A 24,677-nucleotide genomic window follows, 5' to 3' on the forward strand; every position below is an offset into this window, starting at 1 on the left:
GAGCGAAGTCGAGGGACTAGGCCGAGCGAAGCCGAGGCCCTAAGCGGGCAGACATGAGTTTCTGGACCTATATCCTCCACTGCGCCGACCGGAGCTACTATACCGGCCATACCGACGATCTGGACCGACGGGTCGCCGAACATCAAAGCGGCGCCATTCGCGGCTATACCTACGAACGCCGCCCGATCGAACTGGTCTGGGCCGACAACTTCCCGACCCGCGCCGAGGCGCAAGCGGCGGAAACCAAGATCAAGGGCTGGTCGCGTGCGAAGAAGGAGGCCTTGATCGCCGAGAATTGGGATCGGCTGAAGCGACTTGCGATCCCGCCTGGTGAGCGCGCCGAAAGAGCCTCGGCTTCGCTCGGTTTAGTCCCTCGACTTCGCTCGGGAAAAGCGGAATTGGGGATGCCGCGGAAAGCAACGCCCCCCGCCATCGTCCTCGTCCGCCCGCAACTCGGCGAGAATATCGGCAAGGCGGCGCGGGCGATGCTCAATTTCGGGCTCACCGACATGCGCCTCGTCGCCCCGCGGGATGGGTGGCCGAACCCAAGCGCAGGTCCTGCCGCCTCAGGCGCGGACATCGTGCTGGAGCAGGCACAGGTGTTCGACACCGTCGCCGAGGCGGTGGCGGACTGCCCGTTCGTCTATGCGACCACGGTCAGGAAACGCGGCCTCGTCGTACCGGTGGTCTCGCCGGAGGAAGCCGCGCGCGAAGTCCAGACCAACGCCGGCCCCTCAGCCATCCTGTTCGGCGCCGAACGATCGGGCCTCGAGACCGACGAGGTCGCGATCGCGAGCAAGATCGTCACCGTGCCGGTCAATCCCGAGTTCCGCTCGCTGAACCTCGCCCAGGCGGTGATGCTGCTCGCCTATGAGTGGTCGAAGCTGCAGACGCTCGCCGTGCCGACCCTGGGCGACCAGGCCGAGCCGCGCGCCGAGCATGTCCACCTCGAAGGCCTGATCCGACAACTCTTCGACGCGCTCGAGGCGGCCGACTATTTCCACCCGCCCGATCGCACGCCGGCGACCCAGAACACCATCCGCACCATCGTCACCAAGGCCGGCTGGTCGGCGCGCGAGGTGCAGGCGATGCGCGGCATCGTCCGGGCGCTGGAGGAAGGCCGGCTGCGTCAGCCGCGCAGTTCGTCGAACCGGTCGAACTCGTAGGCGATCGAGCCCTCGACGAGGCGCTCGTAGATATCGCCGATCACCTCGTCGGGCACGCTGGCCGCCCGGGCGTGGCTCCGGGCATTCTCGATCACCTGCGCCTTGCGCCATTCGACGCGCACCGTGTCGCGATGCGGTTTGATCCGCGCGGCGGCGTCCATGTAGCGGAAACGCTCGCCGATCAGCGCGACGATCTGCTCATCGAGCCGGTCGATGCCGTAGCGCACCTCGGCCATGGTCTCGCACGCCGCCGGCTTCACTCGTTCTTCAGTCATGGCATTGGTCATGGCGCTCCTTTAACGACACGGCGCGCCCTGTCGAGGTTGACTTTCCGCGCGAGCGCGGCCATGTGCCCGCCTTCGCAATTGGCCCCGCACCCCTGGTGAAGCGGTGGCCGCGCCGGATGACACGGTCCGGCGGTGCGGTTCCAGGGATCATGATAACGCGAATTGGAGTTTCATTATGTCGAAGCGCAGCAGCGCCAAGTACAAGCTCGACCGCCGGATGGGCGAGAACGTCTTCGGTCGCCCGAAGAGCCCGGTCAACAAGCGCGAATACGGCCCCGGCCAGCACGGCCAGCGCCGCAAGGGCAAGATGTCGGACTTCGGCATCCAGCTGCGCGCCAAGCAGAAGCTCAAGGGCTATTACGGCGACGTCACCGAGAAGCAGTTCAAGCGCGCCTACACCGACGCGTCGAAGATGAAGGGCGACACCGGCCAGAACCTGATCGGCCTGCTCGAGCGCCGTCTCGACATGGTCGTCTACCGCGCCAAGTTCGCGCCGACCATCTGGGCCGCGCGCCAGCTGGTCAGCCACGGCCATGTCCGCGTCAACGGCGTCAAGTGCAACATCGCCTCGCGCCGCGTGAACGTCGGCGACGAGGTCACGCTGGGTTCCAAGGCGCAGGAAATGGCGCTGGTCATGGAGGCGCAGAGCCTCGCCGAGCGTGACATCCCCGAATATGTCGCCCCCGACGGCGCCGCCAAGGTCACCTTCACCCGCGTGCCCACGCTGGACGAGGTGCCCTATCCGGTCCGCATGGAACCGAACCTGGTCGTCGAATTCTACTCGCGCTGATCCTGTCGGTCAGACGCGATCAGAAAAGGCGGTTCCCTGCGGGGAGCCGCCTTTTCTCATTCCAGGCCGAGCGTGGTGCGCAGGAAGGCATCGCTCCGCCGCAGCATGTCCGCCCGCGCCGTCGAATCCTCGATCTGGTGATCGAGCCCCGGATAGGCCACCAGCTCGACCCGCCCGCCCGCTTCGCGCAGCCGGCCTTCCATGCGCCGTGACTGGCCGATGCCGACATTCCTGTCGAGATCACCGTGAAAGAGCAGCACGGGCACGCGGATCGCCGCGGCATTCTCCGCAGGCGAGCCGTCGCGGACGTGCGGGCCGCTGCCGACGAAGTCGCGGATCGCCGCGAAGCTGGTCCAGCGCCGCCACTCCTCCTTCAGGAGGTTGAGATCGGTGACCGGCGCGATCGCCACCGCCGCCTTGAACAATTGCGGGTCGAGCACGTTCGCCTGCAGCGCCGCATAGCCGCCATAGGACCAGCCGACGATCGCCAGCCTGGCAGGATTCGCGATCCCCTCCGAAACGAGCCAGCGTCCGGCATCGTTGACGTCGCCGATCGCGGTCCGCCACGCCTGGAAGCCGTTCTCGCGGAACCAGTCGTCGCCATAGCCGGCCGACCCCCGGAAATTGGGCTGGAGCACGGCGAAGCCGCGATTGGCGAAATATTGCGCCAGCCAGTCGAACCCCCATTCGTCGCGCGCCTCCGGGCCGCCATGCGGCAGGACGATCGCCGGCAATCCGCGGCCGCTGCCGGCCGGGGGCAGCGTCAGATAGGCCGGGATCGTCGTCCCGTCCGCGGCGCGGTAGGAGACGGCGCGCACCTCGGCCAGGGTGACGTTCTCCAGTTGCGGCCGCGCCAGCATGATCTCGTTGAGCTGGCGCGTGCCGCGGTCGTAGAGGAAGTAGCGGCCCGGATCGCGATCGCTCGCGGCGAGGATCAGCAGCCGGCTTTCATCCTCCGATGAATCGATAAAGCGGATCTGCGGCAGGTTCGGCATCGCCCGACCGAGCTGGGCGGCGAGCTGCTGCAGCTCCGGATCGAAATAGACCGCCTGACGCGTCTCGGTGACGTAGGAGGCGCCGATCACCCGCCCGCCGCGGCCGATCCGCAGCAGCCCGGCGACATCGACGGTGTCGTGCGAGACAAGCAGCTCGCGCCGGCCGGAGCCGTCCAGCGCAAGCCGGTACAGGGCCATGCGCCCGTTCAGCTTCTGGAAGACGTAGGCGGCGTTGAGCGCGCGATCGACCGCGGCCGGACTCATGCCCTCCCGGGTCGATTCCGTATATTGGCCAAGGGGGCGCCACTCCTCCGAATCGGCGGCCCGGTAGAAATAGTTGATCACGTCGCCCATCATCCCGGTCTCGCCGCGCGGCGGACGCATGCCCATGATCCGGATCGTGCCGTGACCGTCGGAAACATAGCGGGCGGCATTGAGCCGCGCCGTCTCGACCGTTCGGGTCGAGAGATTGGCGGTGTCCACCCGCACCACCCCATAGCCGTTCTCGCGCCGCTCGATATTGGTGCCCTGGCGGCGCTCCGGCACGAAATTCTGCCCCATCAGCACCGCGCCGTTCTGCCCGGGCAGCCAATCGATGACGTTGCCGCCCCACAGGCTGACGTAGCGCTGGTAGAAGCTGTCGGTCTGGCCGAGCACGCGGATGTTGGCGCCGTCGCTGTCGAGCGCGACGAGCCGGCTGAGCGAGACGATCTCGCCGGGGCTGTCGGTGAGCCCGAAGACCGTGCAGAGCAGCCGCGCATCCGAGACCCAGCCGCACCCGCCGAGCCGCTGGCGAACCCCGTCCGCGGCGGTGGTGACGCGCGAGTCCCCGCTGTCGAGATCGACGGTGTAGAGGCGCGACGCCTGCCCATCGGCCGGCGCGACATAGGCGAGCCGGCGCCCGTTGGGCGAAAGCGCGATGCTTTCGATGCTTTCGCGCGCACCAAAAGCCGTGGCCATATCGGGCGCCTGCGCCAAGAGCGCGGCGGGCATGGCCAAGAGCAGCAGCAAGTAACCGCCAAGACGAATTCGCATGGAGCCCCCTCCTATTTCTATGGCTTGATGGCCGAAGTCTCCACCGGGCGCAAGGTTGCGGAAGCGCCTCGAGGCTGCCAAAAGCCCGGCCTTGTCGACCTCCACGCCGGGAAATCGATCCGATGCGCCGCCTCGCCCTCATCGCCGTTTTGCTGAGCTCGCCCGCCCTCGCCCAGCCGCAGATCTCCCGGGAGACGCTGCAGTGGGTGACGCAGCAGCTTTCGTCCGACGCGTTCGAGGGCCGCGCGCCGGGCACCCAGGGTGAGGCGCGCACCGTCGAGCTGATCGCGCAGGAGTTCCAGCGGGCCGGGCTGCAGCCGGGCAACAACGGCAGCTGGTTCCAGGATGTGCCGCTGGTCGAGATCACGCTGCAGGGCAGCCCGCAGCTCCGGATCGCCGGCGGGAGCGGCGCGCCGACCGCCTTCGCCTACCGCACCGATTTCGTCGGCACCTCCTATCGCGCCCAGCCGCGCGTGGCAGTCGAGAACAGCGACATCGTCTTCGTCGGTTACGGCATCAACGCGCCGGAGCGCGGCTGGAACGACTATGAAGGCGTCGACGTCCGCGGCAAGACGGTGGTCATCCTGGTGAATGACCCGGACTGGAGCGCGTCCGGTCTCGAAGGCCCCTTCGGCGGCCGGGCGATGACCTATTACGGCCGCTGGACGTACAAGTTCGAGGAGGCCGCCCGGCAGGGCGCCGCTGCCGCGCTCATCGTCCACGACACCGCGCCGGCCTCCTACGGCTGGAACGTCGTCGAGAACAGCTGGACCGGCCCCCAGCCCTATATGCAGACGCCGAACGACGGCGCCGACCAGACCGCGATGAACGGCTGGCTGAGCCACGACGCCGCCCGTCGCCTGCTCGCCGCGGGCGGGCAGGACCTCGATGCCCTCAGCCGCGCCGCCGCGCAGCGCGGCTTCCGCGCGGTGCCGCTCGCCGGCCTTCGCGCCTCGGTCACGCTCGACAACCAGGTCCGCCGCTTCGCCTCGCGCAACGTCGTCGGGATCCTGCCCGGCACGTCGCGCGGCGACGAATATGTCCTCTACACCGCCCATTGGGACCATCTCGGCATCTGCCGCGAGGAGGGCCCTTCGACGCCGCCTGCGGCGTCGCTCAGGACAGGCGAGGACCGGATCTGCAACGGCGCCACCGACAATGCGAGCGGCACCGCGGCGCTCGTCGCGCTGGCCGAAGCCAATGCCCGCACCGGCGCCACGTCGCGCAGCCAGGTGTTCGTCGCAGTGACCGCCGAGGAATCGGGCCTGCTCGGCTCGGCCTATTATGCGGCCAATCCGATCTACCCGCTCTCGCTCACCGCCGGGGGCATCAACATCGACAGCCTCCAGCTGGCGGGCGACGCCCGCGACGCCTATGCGGTCGGCGCCGGCAAGTCGGAGCTCGACGCCTATCTGCAGCGCGCGGCCCGAGCCGAGAACCTGACCCTGACTCCCGAGCCGGCGCCGGAAGCGGGCTATTACTACCGCTCCGACCATTTCAGCCTCGCCAAGCGGGGCGTGCCGATGGTCTATGCCAAGCTCGGGCCGGACCTGGTCAATGGCGGCCGCACCGCCGGCCTCGCCGCGCAGGAAGACTATCGCGCCAACCGCTATCATGCGCCCGGCGACGAATATGATCCCGCCTGGAACTGGGACGGCGCGGTCCACGAGGTGCGCCTGCTCTACCGGATCGGCCGCGAGCTCGCGGAGAGCGAGGCCTGGCCGAACTGGAACCAGGGCGACGAGTTCCGCGCCATCCGCGATCGCTCGCGCGCCGAGCAGCTGCTGCGATGAGTCTCCGCCAGCCGCCCGAATGGGCGCCGCACGACGCCGTCTGGATCGGCTTTCCGAGCCATGCGGACCTGTGGGAGGACGATCTCGCGCCGGCCCGCGAGGAGGTCGCCGCCTTCGCCCGCATCGTCCATGCCGAGGGCAAGGGCGAGGAGGTGCGGCTGGTTGCGGCCGATCCCGCTTCCGTCGCGGCGGCGGAGACGCTCGCCCCGTTCGCGACCGTCATCCAGGAGCCGTTCGGCGACATCTGGCTGCGTGACACCGGCCCGATCATCTTGCTGTCGGGCGCCGGCCCGGCCGCCGCGCGCTTCCGCTTCAACGGCTGGGGCGGGAAATACGAGCTGGCCGGCGACGACACGGTGGGCCTCAGACTCGCCGAGACGCTCGATCTGGTCGCGGCCTCGCACGACTGGGTGCTGGAGGGCGGCGCGATCGACGTCGACGGCACCGGTCTCGCCGTCACCACCGAACAGTGCCTGCTCAATCCCAACCGCAATCCGGGCATGACCCGCGCCGACGTCGAGGCCCGGCTGAGGGCCGATCTCGGCGTGGACCGCCTGCTCTGGCTCGGCGACGGGCTCCTCAACGACCATACCGACGGCCATGTCGACAACCTCGCCCGCTTCGTCGCCGAAGGGACGCTGGCCATTCCCGAGCCGACTGCGGACGATCCCAATGCCGCCGTCTATGCGGACGCCCGCCGCCGCGCCGAGGCGTTCGGCGTGAGAATCGTCCCCCTGCCCTCGCCCGGCAAGGTCGAGCGCGATGGCGAAATCATCCCGGCTTCCTACATGAACTTCTACATCGGCAATGCCGCCGTGGCCGTCCCGGTCTACGGCGCGCCGAATGACGCCGCCGCCGTGGAGGCGATTGCTGCGCTCTTCCCGGGCCGGCATGTGGCAGGCTATCGCGCCGACCACATCCTGACCGGGGGCGGCAGCTTCCACTGCATCAGCCAGCAGGTGCCGGCGCTGGACTGAACAGTTATTAACCGCTCATCCCGAGCGAAGTCGAGGGACTGAGCCGAGCGAAGCCGAGGCTTGTCCTATTCTCGCCGTCGCTCGAAAGAGTATCTCGACTTCGCTCGACATGAACGGATGGTTTTGATCATGACCCAACTCACCGTCGCCGCGCTCCAGCTCGCGTTCGGCGAGGACGCGCAAGAGAATATCCGCAACGTCTCCGAACTGGTGCGCGAGGCGGCTGGCAAGGGTGCGCAAGTGGTGCTGCCGCCCGAGCTGTTCGAAGGCCCCTATTTCTGCCGCACCCAGGACGAGGCTTTGTTCGCCAACGCCCGGCCGGTCGACCGCCATCCGGCGGTGCTGGCGATGCAGAAGCTCGCCGCGGAGCTCGGCATCTACATCCCGACCAGCTTCTTCGAGGCGGACGGGCCGCATCACTACAACAGCCTCGCGATGATCGACCCCGCCGGCGCGGTGATGGGCGTCTACCGCAAGACCCACATTCCCGACGGCCCCGGCTATCAGGAGAAGTTCTACTTCCGCCCCGGCAATACCGGCTTCCGCACCTGGCCGACACCGGACGCGACGCTCGGCATCGGCATCTGCTGGGACCAGTGGTATCCGGAAACGGCGCGCAGCCTGATGCTGCAGGGCGCCGAGATCCTGTTCTACCCCACCGCGATCGGCACCGAGCCGCACGATCCCGATCTCGACACGTCGCGGCTGTGGCGCCGGGCGATGATCGGCCATGCGGTGTCGAACGTCGTTCCCGTGGTCGCCGCCAACCGGATCGGCAACGAGGACGGCCAGATCTTCTACGGCCACAGCTTCATCTGCGACCAGCGGGGCGACATCCTCGCGGAGTTCGGTGCGAACGAGACCGGCGCCCTCGTCGCCACCCTCGACCTCGACACCGCCAAACGCCACCGCGCCGCCTTCGGCTTCTTCAGGGACCGCCGGCCGGAGTTTTACGGACGGATCGTCGAGGACATCTGAGAGCTAACGCCTCACTCTTCTACCGCTCATCCTGAGTAGGGACTGAGCTTGGCGAAGGCCCGTATCGAAGGACCGATCGGATAGCTCGTGCGCCCTTCGATACGCCGCTTCGACTTCGCTCAGCGGCTACTCAGGATGAGCGGTATGGTAAGCTAGGGCCAATCGACATTCAGAGACGTTCACCTGCTTTCCCTCTCCCTCGAGGGAGAGGGCAGGGTGAGGGTGTCGGGCATTCGGAGTTATCCTGGGACGCAGAACCCCCTCACCCCAGCCCTCTCCCCGCTGGGGAGAGGGGGCTTCGCTCTGAATGTCGATTGGCCCTAGCCGATCCTAAGCCCGCCGCCAGGTTGTGCCCTGAGGTCCATCCTCCAGCACGATCCCCTCGGCCGCCAGTTCGGCTCGAAGACGATCGGCTTCGGCGAAATCCTTCCGCCTCTTGGCCTCGGTACGTGCAGCGACGAGGCCGTCGATGCGCGCGTCGCCTTCGCCTTGGAACCAGCCCGTCGCGTCCGAGCCGAACAGCCCGAGCAATGCGCCGCTGGCCCGCAGCACGGCACCATCCTCGATCGCCGACAGCCTGGCAAGCGCAAGCGGCGTGTTAAGATCGTCCGACAAGGCATTGAGAACGCCTTCATCCGCCACGCCACCGGCCTCGCCGACCGCGCGATAGAGCCGATCCAGCGTCGCCTTGCTCTGGGCGATCAGCGCGTCGGACCATTCGAGCGGCTGGCGGTAATGCGCGGAGAGCAGGGCGAAGCGCAGCACCTCGCCCTTGTGCCCCTCAGCCAGCAGATCGGCGACGGTCACCACATTGCCAAGGCTCTTCGACATCTTCTCGCTGCCCGCCATCGACAGGAAGCCGTTATGCACCCAGTAGCGGGCGAGCGGCGCGCCCTGGTGCGCGCAGCGGCTCTGGGCGATCTCGTTCTCGTGATGGGGGAAGATGAGGTCGAGCCCGCCGCCGTGGATGTCGATCGTCTCGCCGAGATGCTCCCGGATCATCGCCGAGCATTCGATGTGCCAGCCCGGCCGGCCGCGGCCCCAGGACGACTCCCAGCCGATCACCCCGTCCACCGACGGCTTCCACAGCACGAAATCGGCCGGGTCGCGCTTGTACCCCGCCACCTCGACGCGGGCGCCGGCGATCATCGCGTCGCGGTCGCGCCGGCCGAGCGCGCCGTAACCGGGGTCGCTCGGCACGTGGAAGAGGACGTGGCCGTCCGCCTCATAGGCGTTGCCGGTCGCGATCAGCCGCGCGATCATCGCGACCATCTGCCCGACATGGCTCGCGGCGTGCGGCGCGATATCCGGCGCCTGGACGCCGAGCGCACCCATATCCGCCAGATAGAAGTCCTCGTAACGCTTTGTGATCACGGACGGATCGACGCCTTCCGCCCGCGCCGCCTCGATGATCTTGTCGTCGACGTCGGTGACGTTGCGGGCATAGACGAGGCTGTCCGCCCCGTAGACATGGCGCAGCAGCCGGGCGAGCACGTCGAACACCACGGCGGGCCGCGCATTGCCGATATGGGCGCGGTTGTAGACGGTCGGCCCGCACACATACATCGTCACCCGCGCAGGATCGGCGGGGGTGAAGACGCGTTTCTCGCGCGCCATCGTGTCGTGGAGACGGATCTCGGTCATCGGGCTTTGGTCGGAGTCTCTTCGGGATCGGGGCCGCGCTGCGCCTCGACCAGGTCGACGATCGTCTCGCCGCTCGATTCGAGCAGGTGATAGGTGCGCGATTCGCTGATCCAGTCCGGCCGCGCCGCCGCCCGGCCCCAGATCGTGTCGTAGACGAGGCTCAGCAGCAGATAGAGCAGGGTCGCCCAGATCAGGCCCTTCAAGGCGCCGAAGCCGGCGCCGAGCACCCGGTCGACCGGCCCGACCACCGACTGGCGCACCCGCGTCCCCAGCCGGCGCGAGGCGAGCTTGCCGCCGAGGAAGACGAGGCCGAACACCAGCAGGAAGGCGAGCGCCGCGGCGCCCGATTCCGTCCCGATCGGCCCGGCCAGCAGCCGCTCCACCGGTTCGTAGAAATAGCGCAGCGCGACGATCGCCAGGATCCAGGCGAACAGCGACAGCACCTCCGCCACGAAGCCGCGCAGGAAGCCGAAGACGAGGCCCGCCCCGACCAGCAGCAGGACGACGATGTCGAGCATGGTGAGACCCATGGGGAGCGTGCCTAAAGGAGGACGAGCTTCGTTCAAACCACAATTTTACACTCATCCTGAGTGGCCGTTGAGCTTGTCGAAACGGCGTATCGAAGGACGCAGAGAGTCTCCGACCGGTCTTCGATACGGGGCTTCGACAAGCTCAGCCCCCTCAGGATGAGCGGGATCGGATGATCTTCAACCGCGCCCGAGCAGATGGTCGACGAGTTGTCCGAGCGTCTTGTAACCGGAGAGCGTCAGCATGTCCTTCCCGCCACCGACCGCGGCCGGCACGAGCGCGCGCTCGAAGCCTAGCTTGGCGGCTTCCTTGAGGCGCAGATTGGCATGGGCGACGGGCCGGAGCTCGCCGGACAGGGCGACCTCGCCGAACGCCACCGTCTCGGCCGGCACCAGGCGCTCGGCCAGCGCCGAGACCAGGGCCGCGGCGACGGCGAGATCGGCGGCAGGATCGGTCACCCGGTAGCCGCCCGCGACGTTCAGATAGACCTCGGCGGTCGAGAAGCTGAGCCCGCAGCGCGCCTCCAGCACGGCGAGGATCATCGCCAGCCGTCCGGAATCCCAGCCGACGGCGGCGCGGCGCGGTGTGGCCCCGCTCGCAAGGCGCACCGTAAGCGCCTGGATTTCCACCAGAACGGGCCGGGTCCCTTCGAGCGCCGGAAACACGACCGCGCCCGGCACCGCCTCGCCACGATGGGTCAGGAACAGCGCGGAGGGATTGGCGACCTCGGCCAGGCCGCCTTCTTCCATCGCGAACACGCCGATCTCGTCGGTGCCGCCGAAGCGGTTCTTGACCGCACGCAGGATGCGGTACTGATGGCTGCGCTCGCCTTCGAAGCTCAGGACCGTATCGACCATATGCTCGAGCACGCGCGGCCCGGCGATCGCGCCGTCCTTGGTGACATGGCCGACCAGCACGACCGCCGCCCCGCTCTCCTTGGCGAAGCGGATCAGCTCGTGCGCCGAGGCGCGGACCTGGCTCACCGTGCCCGGCGCGCCTTCGATCAGGTCCGAATACATGGTCTGGATCGAATCGATCACGACCAGTGCCGGCGGCGCCGATTCGCCGAGCGTGGTCAGGATGTCGCGCACCGAGGTCGCCGCCGCGAGCTTGAGCGGCGCCGCGCCGAGCCCGAGCCGGCGCGCCCGCAGCCGCACCTGATCGGCCGCTTCCTCGCCGGAAATATATGCAACGACAGCGCCTTGCGACGCGACCTTCGCGGCCGCTTGCAGCAACAGGGTCGACTTGCCGATCCCCGGATCGCCGCCGATCAGCGTCGCCGAGCCCGCCACGACGCCGCCGCCCAGCGCCCGGTCCAGCTCGGCGATGCCGGTCGAGATGCGCGCCGGCAGCACCGCCTCGGCATCGAGCCCGGTCAGCTCGACCCGGCGTCCGCCGCTCCTCAGGTCATGCTTGGCCGAAAAGGGCGTCACCACCCCGGCCGCATCCTCGACCAGGCTGTTCCATTCGCCGCAATCCGGGCACTGCCCCACCCAGCGCGGGCTCACCGAACCGCAGAGCTGGCAGACATAGCGGGTCTTGAGCTTCGCCATGGCCGAGAGACTAGTGAAACATATGCGGAACATCCAGCCGGAATCGGCACAGGGAACGCCGGGCGGCGCGGCGCATTGTCCTCACAATCGTAACCAGCGTGGAGGCAGGCATGTTCGTCCAGATCAGCACCGACAACCAGATCAAGAGCGATGCGGACGCCAATGCCCGGCTGGAGGACCGCGTCCGCGCGAAGCTCAAGCGCTTTTCCGACCGGCTCTCCCATGTCTCGGTCCACGTCGCCGACGTCAACGGAACCAAGGGCGGCGACAGCGACAAGCGCGTCAGCCTGGAGGCGCGGGCCAACGGCCACGCGCCGGTCGCGGTCCACGCCGATGCGGCGCGGATCGACATCGCCGTCACCGCTGCGGCCGACAAGGCGGCCCGCGCCCTCACCCACGCGCTGGAAAAGCAGAAGGCGCATTGAGATTGCGCTTGGCCGCGCGGCCCGCCACATCACCCGGCGCATGATCCGCGTCGCCAGCTACAATATGCGCAAGGCCATCGGCACCGACCGGCGCCGGCGGCCGGACCGCACGGTCGAGGTGCTGAACGAGCTCGACGCCGACGTGATCGCGCTCCAGGAAGCCGACCGGCGCTTCGGCGAGCGGGCGAGCGCGCTGCCGCTCCACCTGCTCGAGGAACATAGCGACTACCTCCCGGTCCCGCTCGACAACCGGGCGGCGAGCATCGGCTGGCACGGCAATGCGCTGCTGGTGAAGCGCCATGTCGGCGTCCGCGGAGGCCACCTGCTCCACCTCCCGTCGCTGGAGCCGCGCGGCGCGATCCTCGCCGATGTCGAGGCGCATGGCGTGGCGCTGCGCGTCGTCGGCATGCATCTCGATCTGTCGGGCCTGTGGCGGCGGCGGCAGGCTCATGCGATCCTCGCCCATCTCGCGACCCACGCGGGCGAGCCGCCGACCGTGCTGATGGGCGATCTCAACGAATGGAGCAGCCGCGGCGGCTGCCTGCGCGACTTCGCCCTCCATCACAATTTCGCGCCCTGCGGCCGGTCCTTCCACGCGAGCCGACCGATCGCCCAGCTCGACCGGATCATGGTGACGCCGGATCTCGACGTGCTCGACAGCGGCGTCCACGCCAGCGCGACCGCCCGCCGCGCCTCCGACCATCTGCCGATCTGGGCCGATCTCGCCCCGCGCGACTCCCGCCCCGCGCCCGCCGGCCTGCCGCCGCGCACGACCTTGCGGACGCGCCTGCGCGTCTCGATCGAGCGAACCCGCGTGCGGGTGCGCGTCCGGCGCTAGGCGCAGCCTTCCTGCGCCGCGCTCGCCTCATAATGCGTGTCCCACCAGCCGCGCCAGCGCGCCTCCAGCGCGACGAAGGCATCTTCGGACAGTCCATAAGTGGTGAGGATCAGCATGCCGCGTCCATGCGCCGCCGCATCGGTCAACGACTTGTCGGTGGCGATCAGCAGGCCGTCGCCCCATTGCGGCACGGTCATCCCGATCTGCCACGACGTGCGATGCCAGACCTCACCCTTCACGACCTCGCCCGTGGGCAGGTCGACGCGCACGACATGGCGGTCCTCGTGCGCACGCAAGGAGGTCAGCCCGAGCGCTGCGATCGGGCCTGACCCGCCTTCCTTCGCGTTGCCGGAGAGGTAGATCGTCCGGCGCGGCCCGAGGCCGTGGCGCTCCATCGCCAGCCGCAGCTGCTGGACGAAGCTGATCCAGCCCTCGGTCATATCCTCGTAGATGTCGTCCCAGCTTTCGTCCGCCGGCGCCGCACGGATGACGCGCAACACGCTGCCCGAACCGCGCTCCGCCACCTCGAACCGGTCCTCGGTTCCCTCGAAACGGAGCGTCCGGGTCGCACCGTCCGCCCGGCCATATCTGCCGAAGATGAAGTCGATCTCGTCCTTCAGCGTGTCGGCGTCCCAGCCGAACCAGTTGCGGATCTTCTCCTGGTCGCGGATCGCCTCCCACACGTCGCCGGCGGGCGCAGCGATGGTGACTTCGACGAGCAGGCGATCGACGGTCGGCTTGGCGGCTTCGGTCATCCTGGTTCCCCTGTCAGTTGACGCTGCGTTTCGCAGCCTTGGCGGCGGCCGCGGGATGGCCGGCAATGGTGACGCGGTAGGCCCGCCCTTCTCCCTCTGGCGCAAAGTCCGCGGCGATCGCGGCGACGGCCTCGGCCAGACGACTGGTGAACCGTTCAACGTCGGAGGGACGCGCGAAGGCGACATCGGCCTCGACCGTGAAGGTCAGCAGGCGGCTGCCCTCCCCCATCGCCGCGTCCCGCATCCGCGAGACCTCGCGCACGAGCCCGGCTGCCGTCCGGACGAGATGCTCGGCGGCGAACCGGTCCTGCTTCTCCGTCGCAACCGGATCGGTGGGCGCCAGGATCATCGGATCGACGATCAGCGCATCGCCCCGCGCTTCGTAGAGCTTCTGGGTGAACCCCCGCCGCTGCCGCGTCCCGGCCTCCGCGATCAGGCCGGCCTTCTCGAGCAGGCGCAGATGATAGCCGATCTTCTGCCGCGGCATCCCGAATTCATCACCGAGCGCCGAGGCGGAAGCCGGCGTCCGCAGCCGCGCCAGGAGCCGCTGCCGCAGCGGCGACAGGGCCAGCCGCGCGGTGCCTGCGTCCTCGACCATAGCCAGCCTATCGCCCATGCCATCCCACTCCAGGCGCTGCCCGCCCAACAGATCCGCTCCATCGGCAGGTTCCCTGCCTGGCGATACGGAGCCTTGGCATTCCCTTTTTCTATTAGACAAAATATTTTGTCAATTCAGAAATGCAGCATGCGTCAGGAGCGAACACATATCTTGCGCGATGCCATGATGGAGATTGACGAGGGCGACGTTCTCAACGGGACGATCCGCCGGAGCAGCTTCAGGCGCTGCCGCCCTCATTGTCGGGCCGCTCCGCCGGCGCCGCCATCTGCCCCGGCGTGTCGATCTGGAGCCAGTCGCGCGACGGCAGGCGGTAGACCATGTCCATGACCTCATATTCGAGACCCGCCGGCGCGTTGGTCGAGCTGTTCCACAGGGCGACGATGCCGGAGCGGCGGGCGGGATCGAACAGGATCATCGAACGATAGCCGCGCACCCCGCCATGGTGGCCGACCACCCGGTGGCCGGCATAGTCGAACACCCGCCAGCCGAGGCCGTAGGCGGAGGTCGGCGTCCGCTCGGTGAACAGGCGCCGGCGCCGCGTCTCGCCCGGGGTGTTGACCCGCGGCGACTGGACCTCGGCGAGCACCTCGCGCGACAGCACGTCGGGCGCCGCGCCCATCTGGGCGAGCATCCAGATCGCCAGGTCCTCGATCGAGCCGTTGACCCCGCCCGCCGCCGGCACGCGATAATAGGAGTCGGTGACCTCGACCGGCTGGCTGTTCTTGCCGCCGGCATGGCCCCGCGCCCAGCTCGGCGCCGCCAGCAGCTCGGCCCGGCCGATGCTTGCCCGGCTCATGCCCAAGGGCTGGAACAGCCGTTCGCGCACGACCGCCGGATAAGGCGTGCCGGTCACCCGCTCGACGATCTCGGACGCCGCGTCATAGGCGACGTTCTGATAGGCGTGGCAGGTCCCCGGCGTGCAGATGTCATGGAGGCTGGAGAGCGCGGCGCGCAGCAGTCTGGGATCCTCCCCGTCCTCGAGCTTGGCGTCCTGCGCATGGGCGAACAGGCCGGTGCGGTGCGAGAGGATGTCGACGATCGTGACGTTCGCCTCGCTGCCGCCGGGCAGGCGCAGCGAGTTCGCATAGCGCGCCGCCGGCTCGAACAGCGACAGCCGCTGCTCACCGGCGAGCAGGGCGACCATGTCCGCCGCCACGCCCTTGGAGAGCGACGCCCAGCGGAACACGGTCGAGGTCGTCACCGGATCGCCATTGCCGGCGCCCGTCTCCCCATAGCCCTTCACGAACCGGATCTGGCCGTCCTCGACGACGGCGATGGCGAGGCCCACCATCGCCGGATCGTTCATCAGGCGGCGGATACGTTCGTCGAGACGGGTATAGTCGACAGCGCCCGGCGTCGACGCGGACGGCGCCCCGACGGGCATCTCGAACCGCGGCCCTGCCTTGGCACGCGAGGCCACATTGACGGGCGCATCGTATCGGGCACCCGCCCACCAGGCCGCGCCGGCAAGGACGAGGGCGACAACGAGAACGGGTAACAGGCGCCTCAGAAACACGGTATTTGGCAATTCAGCTCCAGCCACCGGGTTCCATGACATGCGCCGGCTGCGGCACGGCTTATCGTGACAGAAGTGTGAAGGAAAGGCGCCGCGGCCACACGTCGGCGCGCGCGCCGACCGGGATATCGGCGCACTGCACGGGCCGGTCCAGCCGGCGGCGCGGGCTTGCAATGTAGGATTTCGTCTGTTCTATCCTTCGACATGGAACATATAGAGAACATTCACGAGCCCGGCCCCGGCCGCGCGCTCGTCCCCTTGCCCCGCCGGGACGGCTTCACGCCGAAACGGCAGCGCAGGTTCCTGAAGGCCCTGCGCAAGACCGGCTGCGTGCGCGATGCCTGCCGGGCCGCCGGCATATCGGACAGCGCCGCCTACAAGGCCCGCAAGCGCGATCCGGGGTTCCGCGCGCTCTGGGATGCCGCTCTCTCGTGGGCCGGCAGCGATATCGAGACCTTCGCCTGGCACCTGGCTGTTGCAGGGGTGGAGGAGGAGGTCTGGGCCTATGGCAGGCTGGTCGGCGTGCGGCGCCGGACCGATCCGCAGCTGTTCCGCATGCTCCTCCAGGCGTCCAATCCGGCCCGCTATGGCGGCCGGGGCTATGGCAGCCGCAAGGCGCTGGAGAAGCGCATCCGGCAGGAGATCGCCGGGGAGCAGGAGCATCTTCAGGGCGAGGATATCGACGAGGTGCGCTCGCGCCTCGCCGAAAGAATCGCGCGGCTCCGCAAGCGGTTGGTGGGCGACGGCAAATATTACGAGGAGGATGGGGAACTGATCCCGGTGGGCTATGTCAAAGCCGCCGGTCCCGATCATTCCGATCCCGCGCCGCCAGAACCCGGCGATACATGGACCGGGGATGATGCGGACTGGACAAAGCCCGAACCGGCCCGAACCAGCGACCGGGACGAAAGCGGGGACGAAAATCCGCGGTTTTCCGACGAATCCGGCGCGGCGGAACCGCGCATCACCCGCCTCGATGGCTGGTAATTTTGCCTTTTTTGCGCGAATCCCCGAACTTCGCCCTGGTCGCGGCAAAACGGGCGATGCACGGCGCCTCCGCTCGACATGACGGCCGCTTCCTGCCACGTTGCCGCACGATGCGGGAAAAGGAGCTCCGGATCGCGCTGATCTGCTACGGGGGGATCAGCCTCGCCGTCTACATGCACGGCATCACCAAGGAGATCTGGCGCCTTGCCTGCGCCAGCCGCGCCTTCCATGCTGGCGACGTCGACGATCCGGCTTGCACCGGCGTCTACTACAAGCTGCTCCAGCGGATCGCCGACGAGGCGCGGCTCGAGCTGCGCGTGCTGGTCGACATCCTGGCCGGCGCCAGCGCGGGCGGGATCAACGCCGTCTTCCTCTCCCACGCCATCGCCACCGGCCGGCCGATCGACCCGCTCACCGAGCTCTGGCTCGAATCGGCCGACGTCGACAAGCTGATCGATCCCGAGGTCGGCACCCTCTCGCGATTCGCCAAGTCGGCGGCGATACCCTTCGCCTGGCTCATGTCGCGCCAGTCGGGGACGGTCGAAAACACCGTCGAGAAGGAGCAGCGCGCGGAGATCCGGGCGAAGCTCGCCAGCTTCGTGCGCGCGCCCTGGTTCGCCCCGCCCTTCGGCGGCCCCGCCTTCACCGGCCTGCTGCTCGACGCCTTCGATGCGATGGACGCGACGCCGGCCGGAAAGTCGCTGCTCCCGGACAACCAGCCGCTCGACCTGTTCGTCACCGCCACCGATTTCCGCGGCTTCCCGCAGAAGCTCCAGCTCAATTCGCCGCCGGAGATCGTCGAGCGCGAGCACCGCATCACCCTCGCCTTCCAGGATCCGGGCGGCACCGGCCGCAATTTCGCCGATCCGATCGAGCTGACCTTCGCCGCACGCGCCACCGCGAGCTTCCCGGGCGCCTTCCCGCCGTTCAGTGTGTCGGAACTCGACAAGATCCTTGACCAGCGGAGCCGGCCCTGGCCGACGCGCAACCCCTTCCTCGCCCGGGTGCTGCCCGGCCACAAGGCGGCGGGCGACCTCGAGGCGATCCTGATCGACGGATCGGTCCTCGCCAACGCGCCGTTCCGCCCCTGCATCGCCGCGCTTGCCAGGCGCCCGGCGCGGCGCGAGGTCGATCGCCGGTTCGTCTATATCGATCCCAAGCCCGGCCGCCGCAGCGTCAATCTGGCCGGCGGCGGCGAAGCGGAGACGCCGGGTTTCTTCACCACCATCTTCGGCGCGCTCTCCGACATCCCGCGCGAGCAGCCGATCCGCGACAATCTGGAGACGATCGAACACCTGTCCGGCCGGATCCGGCGCCAGCGGCGGATCGTCCGGGCGATGCGGCCCGAGGTCGAGGCCGCGATCGAGCGGGCGCTCGGCTCCAGCTTCCTGTTCCTGAGCCCGACGCCGAAGCGGCTCGGCAAATGGCGTTCGCACGCCAACGATCTCGCCGCCAGGGCGGCCGGCTATGCCTATGCCGCTTATGCCCATCTCAAGATCGCGACGGTCGCCGAAGAGGCCGCCAACGCGATCTTCCGGCTGGGCGGCGAAGGCGACCGCGTGCGCAAGGATCGCGTGCGCCGCGCGATCTGGCGGGTCGTCGACGCGCGCGGCCTGGTCGGTTCCGGCGTCGTCACGTCCTCCGGCGTCAGCCCTGACGCCATCGCCTTCCTGCGCGATTTCGACATGGGCTTCCGCACCCGGCGGCTGCGCTTCGTGGCGCGCCGGCTCACGCGGATGGCCGAGGAGCTGGGCGGCGAGCGCGAGGAGCGGGAAAGTGTCCGCAAGCTCCTCAACGACATGCTGGCGCGCTACCACACCCGCGAGCCGCAGCAGGCCGACGAGCCCAGCCGCCGCGCTTTCGAGGCGGTCGAAGAGCGGCCCGAGGCGGCGATGGCGGCGCTCGCCCGCATCCTCGATCTGAGGCCGCTCGACGAGGAGACCGACGCGCGCCTGACCGAGGCGTTCAACGTCCTGCCCAAGGGCGACCGCCGGTCGCTGCTGCTCAACTATCTCGGCTATCCGTTCTACGACGTCGCCACCCTCCCCCTCCTCCAGGGCGAGGGGCTCGACGAGTTCGATCCGATCAAGGTCGACCGCATCTCGCCCGACGACGCGACCGCGATTCGCAAGGGCGGCACCGAGGCGACGCTGAAGGGCATCCAGTTCAACAGCTTCGGCGCCTTCTTCAGCCGCGCCTATCGCGAGAACGACTATCTCTGGGGCCGTCTCCACGGCGCCGACCGGCTGATCGACATCACCCTGTCGGCGCTGCCCGACGGCGTCGCGCTGACCGCCGAATCGGTCGCGGCGCTGAAGCGCGAGGCCTTCCGCACCATCGTCGCGGAGGAGAAGCCGCGGCTGACGGCGATCCCCGCCTTGTTCGAGCAGCTCGAACGCGAAATCGGGTGACGGTCTGGACGTAGCGCCGCGGACCGGTCAAAGAGGCAAGCCATGCAGTTCCTGAAGACGCTCTTCTGGGTGATCGTCGCGGTCGCGGTGGTGCTGTTCGCCAGCTCCAACTGGGAAACGATCGCGACCGTCAATCTGTGGAGCGGGCTGCAGGCGGACATCAAGCTGCCGGTGCTGACGATCGGCGCCTTCCTGCTCGGTTTCCTGCCCACCTTCCTCATCTACCGGACGCGGATCTGGGGCCTCAAGCGCCGGCTCGAGACGCAGGGCCAGGTCCATGTCGCCAATGCGCCGGCGGCGCGGCCGGCGCCGGTGCCGGATCCCGAGCCGCGGACGAACCTGTGACGCGCCCGATCTACGTCGCGCTCGACACCACGGACCTCGAGCGCGCCAGGGCCATCGCCACGCGGGTCAGAAATCATGTCGGCGGCCTGAAGCTCGGCCTCGAATTCTTCTGTGCCAACGGCCCCGACGGCATCCGCGAGATGGGAACGATCGGCCTGCCCATCTTCCTGGATCTCAAGCTCCACGACATCCCCAACACCGTCGCCAAGGCGGTGCAGGCGCTCAGGCCCTTGAGCCCGGCCGTGCTCACCGTCCATGCCGGCGGCGGGCGGGCGATGATGGAGGACGCCAAGGCCGCCGCGCCCGAAGGCACGAAGGTCGTCGGCGTGACCGTCCTCACCAGCCTCGACGACGAGGACCTCGCCGCCACGGGGATCACCGGCGATTCGCATGCGCAGGTGGAGCGGCTCACCGCCCTTGCCCGCGAATCCGGGCTCGACGGAGTCGTCTGCTCGGGCAACGAGGTGAAGGCGGCGCGCAAGCTCTGGCCGGACGGCTTCTTCGTCGTCCCCGGCGTCCGCCCGGCGAATGCCGGCGTCGGCGACCAGAAACGGGTCGTGACGCCGCGCCAGGCGCTGGACCGGGGCGCCTCGATCCTGGTCATCGGCCGGCCGATCACCCAGGCCGAGGACCCCGATCTGGCCGCCCGCGCGATCGAAGCCACGCTGTAGACTTCGCGGGCGACGCGGCCTATCCGCCCGCCCTGAGGAGCTTTCCGAACATGAGCTGGCTGAATCGAGTCCGCAGCGCGATCCCCTTCCTGCCGAAGCGGGAAACCCCCGAGACCCTGTGGCACAAATGCCCGGAATGCGGGGCGATGGTCTTCCTCAGGGAATATGAGGAGAATCTCTACGTCTGCCCGCGCTGCGAGCATCACGGCCGGATCGGCCCGCGCCAGCGCTTCGAGATGCTGCTCGACCCCGGCTACACCGTGCTGCCGCCGGGCCAAGTGCGCGAGGACCCGCTCAAGTTCCGCGACTCCAAGCGCTACACCGACCGGATCAGGGCCGCCCGCGCCGCCACCGGCGAGAGCGACGCCCTGATCAACGCCCGCGGCGCGATCGACGGACATCGCGCCGTGATGGGCGTCCAGGACTTCGCCTTCATGGGCGGATCGATGGGCATGGCGGTCGGCGCCGCCTTCGTCGCCGGCGCCCGCGCCGCGATCCAGGACCGCGCGCCCTACATCATCGTCACCGCCGCCGGCGGGGCACGCATGCAGGAAGGCATCCTCAGCCTGATGCAGATGCCCAAGGCGACCGTCGCGATCGCCGAGCTCAAGGAAGCGGGCCTTCCCTACATCGTCCTGCTCGCCGACCCGACCACCGGCGGCGTCACCGCCTCCTATGCGATGCTCGGCGACATCCACATCGCCGAGCCCGGCGCCCTGATCGGCTTCGCGGGCCAGCGCGTCATCGAGTCGACGATCCGCGAGAAGCTCCCGGAAGGCTTCCAGCGTGCCGAGTACCTCAAGGACCACGGCATGGTGGACATGGTCGTCCACCGCCGCGACCTGCGCGCCCGCCTCGCCTTGCTGCTCGACTATCTGACGCCGCGGCGGGAGGCCGCCTGAGGCCCGTGGCCGACCATGCGTCGTCCGATCATCCACAGGTCCAGGCGCAGCTCGACCGGCTGGCGCGCCTGTCGCCGGGGCGCGACATCTTGGGGCTGGAGCGGATCGCCGCCCTGCTCGACCGGCTGGGCAATCCGGAGCGTGCGCTGCCGCCCGTCCTCCACGTCGCCGGCACCAACGGCAAAGGCTCGACCTGCGCGTTCCTCCGCGCGGCAATCGAGGCGGCCGGGCTTACCGCCCATGTCTACACCAGCCCCCATCTCGTCCGCTTCAACGAGCGCATCCGCCTCGCCGGCCGGCTGATCGAGGACGACGCACTCGCTTCCTATCTCGCCGAGGCGCTCGACGCCGCGGCGGACATGGAGATCAGCTTCTTCGAGGCGACCACCGCCGCGGCCTTCCTCGCCTTCGCCCGGACGCCAGCCGACGCCTGCATCGTCGAGGTCGGCCTGGGCGGGCGGCTCGACGCAACCAACGTGATCGCCGAGCCTTTGGTCTGCGGCATCGCCGAGCTCGGCGTCGACCACAATGCCTTCCTCGGCGACCGGATCGAGCAGATCGCGGTCGAGAAGGCCGGCATCGCCAAGCGCGGGGCGCCCCTCCTCACCCAGCGCTACCCGGTCGCCGTGTCGCTCAAGGTCGGCGAGACCGCCAAGGCGGCGGGCGCGCGCTGGCTGCCGCGCGGCCAGGGCTGGGACGCGGACGTCCGCGACGGCGGCCTCGATTATCGCGACCGCAAGGGCAGCCTGCGCCTCCCCCTGCCCCGCCTGCCCGGCACCCATCAGGCGATGAACGCAGCGCTCGCCGTCGCGATGCTGCGCCACCAGAACCGCCTGCGCGTCGGCGAGGGCGCCTTCCGCGCCGCGATCGGCTGGGCGGAATGGCCGGCGCGCCTGCAGCGCCTCGCCCCCGGCCCGCTGCGGGGCCTGCTGCCGGCCGAGGCGGAGCTGTGGCTCGACGGCGCCCACAATCCCAATGCGGCGCGCGCCGCCGCCGACTTCTTCCGCGGCCATGTCCCGGCAGGGCGGCCGTTCCACATCATCTTCGGCCTGCTCGCCAACAAGGACGCCTCCGGCGTGCTGCGCACCTTCCGCGGCCGCCAGGCGACCTTCCACACCATCCCCGTTCCCGGCCACGAGCATCATGCCCCCGCGAAGCTCGCCGACACCGCCCGCGAGCTCGGCCTCACCGCCATGCCCGCGGCAGACGTCACGGATGCGCTGAACTGGATCGCCCGCCACGCCGACCGCGCGAAGCCGCCGATCGTGCTGATCCTGGGCTCGCTCTATCTCGCCGGCGAGGTGCTGAAGGCCAACGCTCAGCCGCCGACCTAAATGCCGCCGGCGCGCAATTCGGCGAGGTTGCGCATCGCCCAATCGTACATGTCGGCGTCACGGGCCCGCTCGAACGAATCCATCCGCTTCAGCCGCCGTTCGACTTCGCCCAGGACAGGCACGGCTGCGCTCCGCCGCCCGAGCGCGAGCAGCAGCGCCGCCTGGCGGCATTGCGCTTCCGCGCCCGGCAGCCGCGTGCCGACGTCGGCATAGATCGCGAGCGCCCGCTCGCTCTCGCCATCCTGGTCCAGCGTCCGGGCCAGCAGCAATTTGGTGCGGTCGTTCTGGCTGGGCGACGAGGAAGGAGGCAGCGCTTCGAGCAGGGCGCGGGCGCGCGCATTGCGGCCCGCCTCGAAGCAGGCCCGCGCGAGCCTGAAGCGGATCGCGCGATCCGGCGACGGCGAACGTCCGTCGGCTATCTCGTAGTGCGGGATCGCCTCGCTCCACTTGCCCTGCTCGGCGAGCGCATCGGCCAGCGCGGCGCGGTTGGCGGCGGTGTCCGCGGTTTCGAGCGCGGCCCGCGCCGCGCGCACATCGCGATCGGGGTCGAGCGCCTTCACCGCCGCCTGACGGACCCGACGCACCTCGCGGCGGCCCATATAATCGGGCAGGATCTCGAACCAGGCGTAAGCGGCGCATCCGAGCAGTGAGAAGAACAGGATCACCATCAACCACAGGCTGTTGCGTCCGTTGCGCACGCAATGGACCGCACAAACGATCTGAACGATCACCGATAACGCAATGAAATGCATAGCCCCCGCCCGATCCTTCAGCCGCCCGGCTGAGTCTCCACCCGCGCGTCGCCTGCGCCTTCCTTGCCAGCGGTGCCGACCGAAGCGTCGACCAGGCCGGTGCGCATCATCCACCAGAAGAGCAGGATGCCGGGCAGCGCCGCCAGGGTGGTGAACCAGTAGAAGTTTACGAAGCCGATCGAGTCCACCATCGCGCCCGCCGTCGTCCCGGTCAGCACCCGTCCGACGACGCTCGCCGCGGCCGATATCAGCGCATATTGCGAGGCGGTGAACCTGAGGTCCGTCAGCGCCGAGAAATAGGCTACGACGACCACGCCGCCGATGCCGCTCGCCACATTCTCGAAGGTCATGCAGGCGGCCAGGCCGAGGTTGGTGTGGCCCGCCATCGCCAGCAAAGCGAAGCTGGCGTTCGAGACGCCCATCAGGACGAGGCTGATCAGCACCGACCGCTTCATGCCGACCTGCGCGTAGAGCCAGCCGCCGATGAAGATGCCGATGAGATAAGCCCAGAAGCCGACGCCCACGTCCCAGATCGCGATCTCGTCATTGCTGTAGCCCATGTCGTCGAGCAGAAGCCGCAAAACCAGCTGACCGAGCGTATCCCCGATCTTGTGAAGCAGGATGAACAGCAGGACGAGAATCGCGCCTTTGCGCAGGAAGAATTCCGCGAACGGCCCCCAGACCGCCGTCAGGGTCTGCGCGATGCCCTTGCGCTCGGTCGGTTCGCGATGTCGCTTCGGCTCGCCGACGATGAGCCCGGTCAGGATCGCCGGCAGCGCGAACAGCGCGCAGGCAAGGTAAGCCCACTCCCAGCCCACCCGCGCCGCCAGCACCAGCGCCAGCGCACCCGCTGCGGTCGAGCCGATCCGCCAGCCATATTGCGACATGCCCGAACCCACGCCGAGCTGGCGCGGCTCGAGCAGTTCGATCCGGTAGGCGTCGATGACGATGTCGTAGGTCGCGCCCGCGACGCCGACGAGGATCGCCGCGATCGCCGTCTGGTAGATGTTCGCGGACGGGTCCTGGAAGGCGAGATTGGCGACCGCGAGGATCACGAAAACGCCCGCGACGATCAGCCAGGATACGCGCTGACCCAGTCGCCCGAGCACCGGGATGCGCACGCCGTCGATGATCCACGCCCAGAGGAACTTTAAATTGTAGACCAGGAAGGCGAGCGCGAAGGTCGTCACCGTCGACTTGGTGATCCCCTCCTGCGCCAGCCGCGTGGTCAGCGTGGCGCCGATCATCGCGAACGGAAAGCCGGAAGACACGCCGACGAAGAAGGCCGCGATCGGTGCCTTCTCGAAATAGGGGCGGATGCCGGCGGGGAGGCTGTCGCGCCAGCTCGGGGGCGCGGTCGGGATCGCTTCGCTCAT

Annotated in this window: 23 protein-coding genes; 13 read left to right on the plus strand and 10 right to left on the minus strand. The window is 68.9% G+C overall.

Features of this window, described 5'->3' with window-relative positions; all coding sequences use genetic code 11:
* The first annotated feature begins 53 nt into the window (after window positions 1-53).
* A complete protein-coding gene (locus RCO27_RS02385; RefSeq protein ID WP_309001035.1) occupies window positions 54-1,166 on the plus strand; it encodes a TrmJ/YjtD family RNA methyltransferase in 1,113 nt (370 codons plus the stop codon).
* On the opposite strand, the gene RCO27_RS02390 is transcribed toward RCO27_RS02385, so the two are convergent.
* Window positions 1,130-1,441 carry a chorismate mutase gene (locus tag RCO27_RS02390; RefSeq protein ID WP_309001036.1) on the minus strand — a complete coding sequence of 104 codons (312 nt, stop codon included), beginning with the start codon at window positions 1,439-1,441 and terminating at the stop codon, window positions 1,130-1,132. The two genes, RCO27_RS02385 and RCO27_RS02390, sit on opposite strands and share 37 nt — an antisense overlap.
* Window positions 1,442-1,628: 187 nt before the next feature.
* On the opposite strand from RCO27_RS02390, the gene rpsD reads away from it, so the two are divergent.
* Window positions 1,629-2,243, plus strand: a complete 615-nt coding sequence (gene rpsD, locus RCO27_RS02395) for a 30S ribosomal protein S4 (protein WP_309001037.1) — start codon at window positions 1,629-1,631, stop codon at window positions 2,241-2,243.
* A gap of 56 nt (window positions 2,244-2,299) precedes the next feature.
* Here rpsD and RCO27_RS02400 read toward each other — a convergent pair whose 3' ends face one another.
* Complete coding sequence (locus RCO27_RS02400; protein ID WP_309001038.1) at window positions 2,300-4,273, minus strand: S9 family peptidase; 1,974 nt, start codon at window positions 4,271-4,273, stop codon at window positions 2,300-2,302.
* A 122-nt stretch (window positions 4,274-4,395) separates the two neighbouring features.
* Between RCO27_RS02400 and RCO27_RS02405 the strand changes: the two genes are divergently transcribed.
* The 3 genes from RCO27_RS02405 (at window position 4,396) to aguB (ending at window position 8,021) form a co-directional block, all read left to right on the plus strand.
* Window positions 4,396-6,066, plus strand: coding sequence for a M28 family metallopeptidase (locus tag RCO27_RS02405; protein WP_309001039.1), 1,671 nt, complete (start codon window positions 4,396-4,398; stop codon window positions 6,064-6,066).
* On the plus strand, window positions 6,063-7,043 hold the full coding sequence (locus RCO27_RS02410) for an agmatine deiminase family protein (RefSeq protein WP_309001040.1): 981 nt from the start codon (window positions 6,063-6,065) through the stop codon (window positions 7,041-7,043). Before RCO27_RS02405 ends, RCO27_RS02410 begins: the two co-directional genes overlap by 4 nt.
* Window positions 7,044-7,172: 129 nt before the next feature.
* Window positions 7,173-8,021 (plus strand): N-carbamoylputrescine amidase, encoded by an 849-nt coding sequence (gene aguB / locus RCO27_RS02415; RefSeq protein ID WP_309001041.1) that lies wholly within the window; start codon window positions 7,173-7,175, stop codon window positions 8,019-8,021.
* Window positions 8,022-8,351: 330 nt separating this feature from the next.
* Here aguB and cysS read toward each other — a convergent pair whose 3' ends face one another.
* The 3 genes from cysS to radA all read right to left on the minus strand — a co-directional run bounded on the left by cysS (window position 8,352) and on the right by radA (window position 11,746).
* On the minus strand, window positions 8,352-9,665 hold the full coding sequence (cysS, locus tag RCO27_RS02420; RefSeq protein WP_309001042.1) for a cysteine--tRNA ligase: 1,314 nt from the start codon (window positions 9,663-9,665) through the stop codon (window positions 8,352-8,354).
* A complete protein-coding gene (locus RCO27_RS02425) occupies window positions 9,662-10,195 on the minus strand; it encodes a CvpA family protein (RefSeq protein ID WP_309001043.1) in 534 nt (177 codons plus the stop codon). The genes cysS and RCO27_RS02425 overlap by 4 nt, the downstream gene beginning before the upstream one ends.
* A gap of 177 nt (window positions 10,196-10,372) precedes the next feature.
* Entirely contained in the window at window positions 10,373-11,746 is a 1,374-nt protein-coding gene (gene radA / locus RCO27_RS02430) for a DNA repair protein RadA (protein ID WP_309001044.1), read from the minus strand.
* A 110-nt stretch (window positions 11,747-11,856) separates the two neighbouring features.
* On the opposite strand from radA, the gene RCO27_RS02435 reads away from it, so the two are divergent.
* Window positions 11,857-12,171 carry an HPF/RaiA family ribosome-associated protein gene (locus RCO27_RS02435; protein ID WP_309001045.1) on the plus strand — a complete coding sequence of 105 codons (315 nt, stop codon included), beginning with the start codon at window positions 11,857-11,859 and terminating at the stop codon, window positions 12,169-12,171.
* A gap of 40 nt (window positions 12,172-12,211) precedes the next feature.
* The gene (locus tag RCO27_RS02440) at window positions 12,212-13,009 is read left to right on the plus strand and encodes an endonuclease/exonuclease/phosphatase family protein (RefSeq protein ID WP_309001046.1); all 798 of its coding nucleotides are present in this window, start codon (window positions 12,212-12,214) and stop codon (window positions 13,007-13,009) included.
* On the opposite strand, the gene RCO27_RS02445 is transcribed toward RCO27_RS02440, so the two are convergent.
* From RCO27_RS02445 to RCO27_RS02455, 3 genes are all read right to left on the minus strand, one after another.
* On the minus strand, window positions 13,006-13,764 hold the full coding sequence (locus tag RCO27_RS02445; RefSeq protein ID WP_309001047.1) for a hypothetical protein: 759 nt from the start codon (window positions 13,762-13,764) through the stop codon (window positions 13,006-13,008). The genes RCO27_RS02440 and RCO27_RS02445 overlap by 4 nt on opposite strands.
* Window positions 13,765-13,777: 13 nt before the next feature.
* The gene (locus tag RCO27_RS02450; RefSeq protein ID WP_309001048.1) at window positions 13,778-14,380 is read right to left on the minus strand and encodes a winged helix-turn-helix domain-containing protein; all 603 of its coding nucleotides are present in this window, start codon (window positions 14,378-14,380) and stop codon (window positions 13,778-13,780) included.
* Window positions 14,381-14,600: 220 nt separating this feature from the next.
* Window positions 14,601-15,899, minus strand: coding sequence for a serine hydrolase domain-containing protein (locus RCO27_RS02455; protein WP_309001049.1), 1,299 nt, complete (start codon window positions 15,897-15,899; stop codon window positions 14,601-14,603).
* Between the two features lie 204 nt (window positions 15,900-16,103).
* Here RCO27_RS02455 and RCO27_RS02460 point away from each other — a divergent pair, with 204 nt between their 5' ends.
* From RCO27_RS02460 to RCO27_RS02485, 6 genes are all read left to right on the plus strand, one after another.
* Complete coding sequence (locus RCO27_RS02460; protein WP_309001050.1) at window positions 16,104-16,886, plus strand: hypothetical protein; 783 nt, start codon at window positions 16,104-16,106, stop codon at window positions 16,884-16,886.
* 110 nt (window positions 16,887-16,996) lie between these two features.
* Window positions 16,997-19,297, plus strand: coding sequence for a patatin-like protein (locus RCO27_RS02465; RefSeq protein ID WP_309001051.1), 2,301 nt, complete (start codon window positions 16,997-16,999; stop codon window positions 19,295-19,297).
* A gap of 42 nt (window positions 19,298-19,339) precedes the next feature.
* Window positions 19,340-19,642, plus strand: coding sequence for a hypothetical protein (locus RCO27_RS02470; protein WP_309001052.1), 303 nt, complete (start codon window positions 19,340-19,342; stop codon window positions 19,640-19,642).
* Window positions 19,639-20,313 carry an orotidine-5'-phosphate decarboxylase gene (gene pyrF / locus RCO27_RS02475; protein WP_309001053.1) on the plus strand — a complete coding sequence of 225 codons (675 nt, stop codon included), beginning with the start codon at window positions 19,639-19,641 and terminating at the stop codon, window positions 20,311-20,313. Before RCO27_RS02470 ends, pyrF begins: the two co-directional genes overlap by 4 nt.
* Before the next feature lie 50 nt (window positions 20,314-20,363).
* Window positions 20,364-21,215: an acetyl-CoA carboxylase, carboxyltransferase subunit beta gene (gene accD / locus RCO27_RS02480; RefSeq protein ID WP_309001054.1), complete on the plus strand. Its 852-nt coding sequence runs from the start codon at window positions 20,364-20,366 to the stop codon at window positions 21,213-21,215.
* 5 nt (window positions 21,216-21,220) lie between these two features.
* Window positions 21,221-22,549, plus strand: coding sequence for a folylpolyglutamate synthase/dihydrofolate synthase family protein (locus RCO27_RS02485; protein WP_309001055.1), 1,329 nt, complete (start codon window positions 21,221-21,223; stop codon window positions 22,547-22,549).
* Here RCO27_RS02485 and RCO27_RS02490 read toward each other — a convergent pair.
* Window positions 22,546-23,280, minus strand: coding sequence for a tetratricopeptide repeat protein (locus RCO27_RS02490; protein WP_309001056.1), 735 nt, complete (start codon window positions 23,278-23,280; stop codon window positions 22,546-22,548). The genes RCO27_RS02485 and RCO27_RS02490 overlap by 4 nt on opposite strands.
* Before the next feature lie 38 nt (window positions 23,281-23,318).
* Window positions 23,319-24,677 carry an MFS transporter gene (locus RCO27_RS02495; protein WP_309001057.1) on the minus strand — a complete coding sequence of 453 codons (1,359 nt, stop codon included), beginning with the start codon at window positions 24,675-24,677 and terminating at the stop codon, window positions 23,319-23,321.

The sequence above is a fragment of the Sphingosinicella sp. LHD-64 genome (genome assembly GCF_031157375.1).
Lineage (GTDB): Bacteria > Pseudomonadota > Alphaproteobacteria > Sphingomonadales > Sphingomonadaceae > Allosphingosinicella.

What these genes read in the sequence shown, in the direction of transcription:
- RCO27_RS02410 (WP_309001040.1), top strand. Translation starts at nt 6,063, where the DNA reads ATGAGTCTCCGCCAGCCGCCCGAATGGGCGCCGCACGACGCCGTCTGG.
- RCO27_RS02435 (WP_309001045.1), top strand. Translation starts at nt 11,857, where the DNA reads ATGTTCGTCCAGATCAGCACCGACAACCAGATCAAGAGCGATGCGGAC.
- RCO27_RS02460 (WP_309001050.1), top strand. Translation starts at nt 16,104, where the DNA reads ATGGAACATATAGAGAACATTCACGAGCCCGGCCCCGGCCGCGCGCTC.
- RCO27_RS02385 (WP_309001035.1), top strand. Translation starts at nt 54, where the DNA reads ATGAGTTTCTGGACCTATATCCTCCACTGCGCCGACCGGAGCTACTAT.
- RCO27_RS02440 (WP_309001046.1), top strand. Translation starts at nt 12,212, where the DNA reads ATGATCCGCGTCGCCAGCTACAATATGCGCAAGGCCATCGGCACCGAC.
- RCO27_RS02450 (WP_309001048.1), bottom strand. Translation starts at nt 14,380, where the DNA reads ATGGGCGATAGGCTGGCTATGGTCGAGGACGCAGGCACCGCGCGGCTG.
- RCO27_RS02405 (WP_309001039.1), top strand. Translation starts at nt 4,396, where the DNA reads ATGCGCCGCCTCGCCCTCATCGCCGTTTTGCTGAGCTCGCCCGCCCTC.
- cysS (WP_309001042.1), bottom strand. Translation starts at nt 9,665, where the DNA reads ATGACCGAGATCCGTCTCCACGACACGATGGCGCGCGAGAAACGCGTC.
- RCO27_RS02425 (WP_309001043.1), bottom strand. Translation starts at nt 10,195, where the DNA reads ATGGGTCTCACCATGCTCGACATCGTCGTCCTGCTGCTGGTCGGGGCG.
- RCO27_RS02400 (WP_309001038.1), bottom strand. Translation starts at nt 4,273, where the DNA reads ATGCGAATTCGTCTTGGCGGTTACTTGCTGCTGCTCTTGGCCATGCCC.
- radA (WP_309001044.1), bottom strand. Translation starts at nt 11,746, where the DNA reads ATGGCGAAGCTCAAGACCCGCTATGTCTGCCAGCTCTGCGGTTCGGTG.
- aguB (WP_309001041.1), top strand. Translation starts at nt 7,173, where the DNA reads ATGACCCAACTCACCGTCGCCGCGCTCCAGCTCGCGTTCGGCGAGGAC.
- RCO27_RS02445 (WP_309001047.1), bottom strand. Translation starts at nt 13,764, where the DNA reads ATGACCGAAGCCGCCAAGCCGACCGTCGATCGCCTGCTCGTCGAAGTC.
- rpsD (WP_309001037.1), top strand. Translation starts at nt 1,629, where the DNA reads ATGTCGAAGCGCAGCAGCGCCAAGTACAAGCTCGACCGCCGGATGGGC.
- accD (WP_309001054.1), top strand. Translation starts at nt 20,364, where the DNA reads ATGAGCTGGCTGAATCGAGTCCGCAGCGCGATCCCCTTCCTGCCGAAG.
- RCO27_RS02465 (WP_309001051.1), top strand. Translation starts at nt 16,997, where the DNA reads ATGCGGGAAAAGGAGCTCCGGATCGCGCTGATCTGCTACGGGGGGATC.
- RCO27_RS02390 (WP_309001036.1), bottom strand. Translation starts at nt 1,441, where the DNA reads ATGACTGAAGAACGAGTGAAGCCGGCGGCGTGCGAGACCATGGCCGAG.
- RCO27_RS02470 (WP_309001052.1), top strand. Translation starts at nt 19,340, where the DNA reads ATGCAGTTCCTGAAGACGCTCTTCTGGGTGATCGTCGCGGTCGCGGTG.
- RCO27_RS02495 (WP_309001057.1), bottom strand. Translation starts at nt 24,677, where the DNA reads ATGAGCGAAGCGATCCCGACCGCGCCCCCGAGCTGGCGCGACAGCCTC.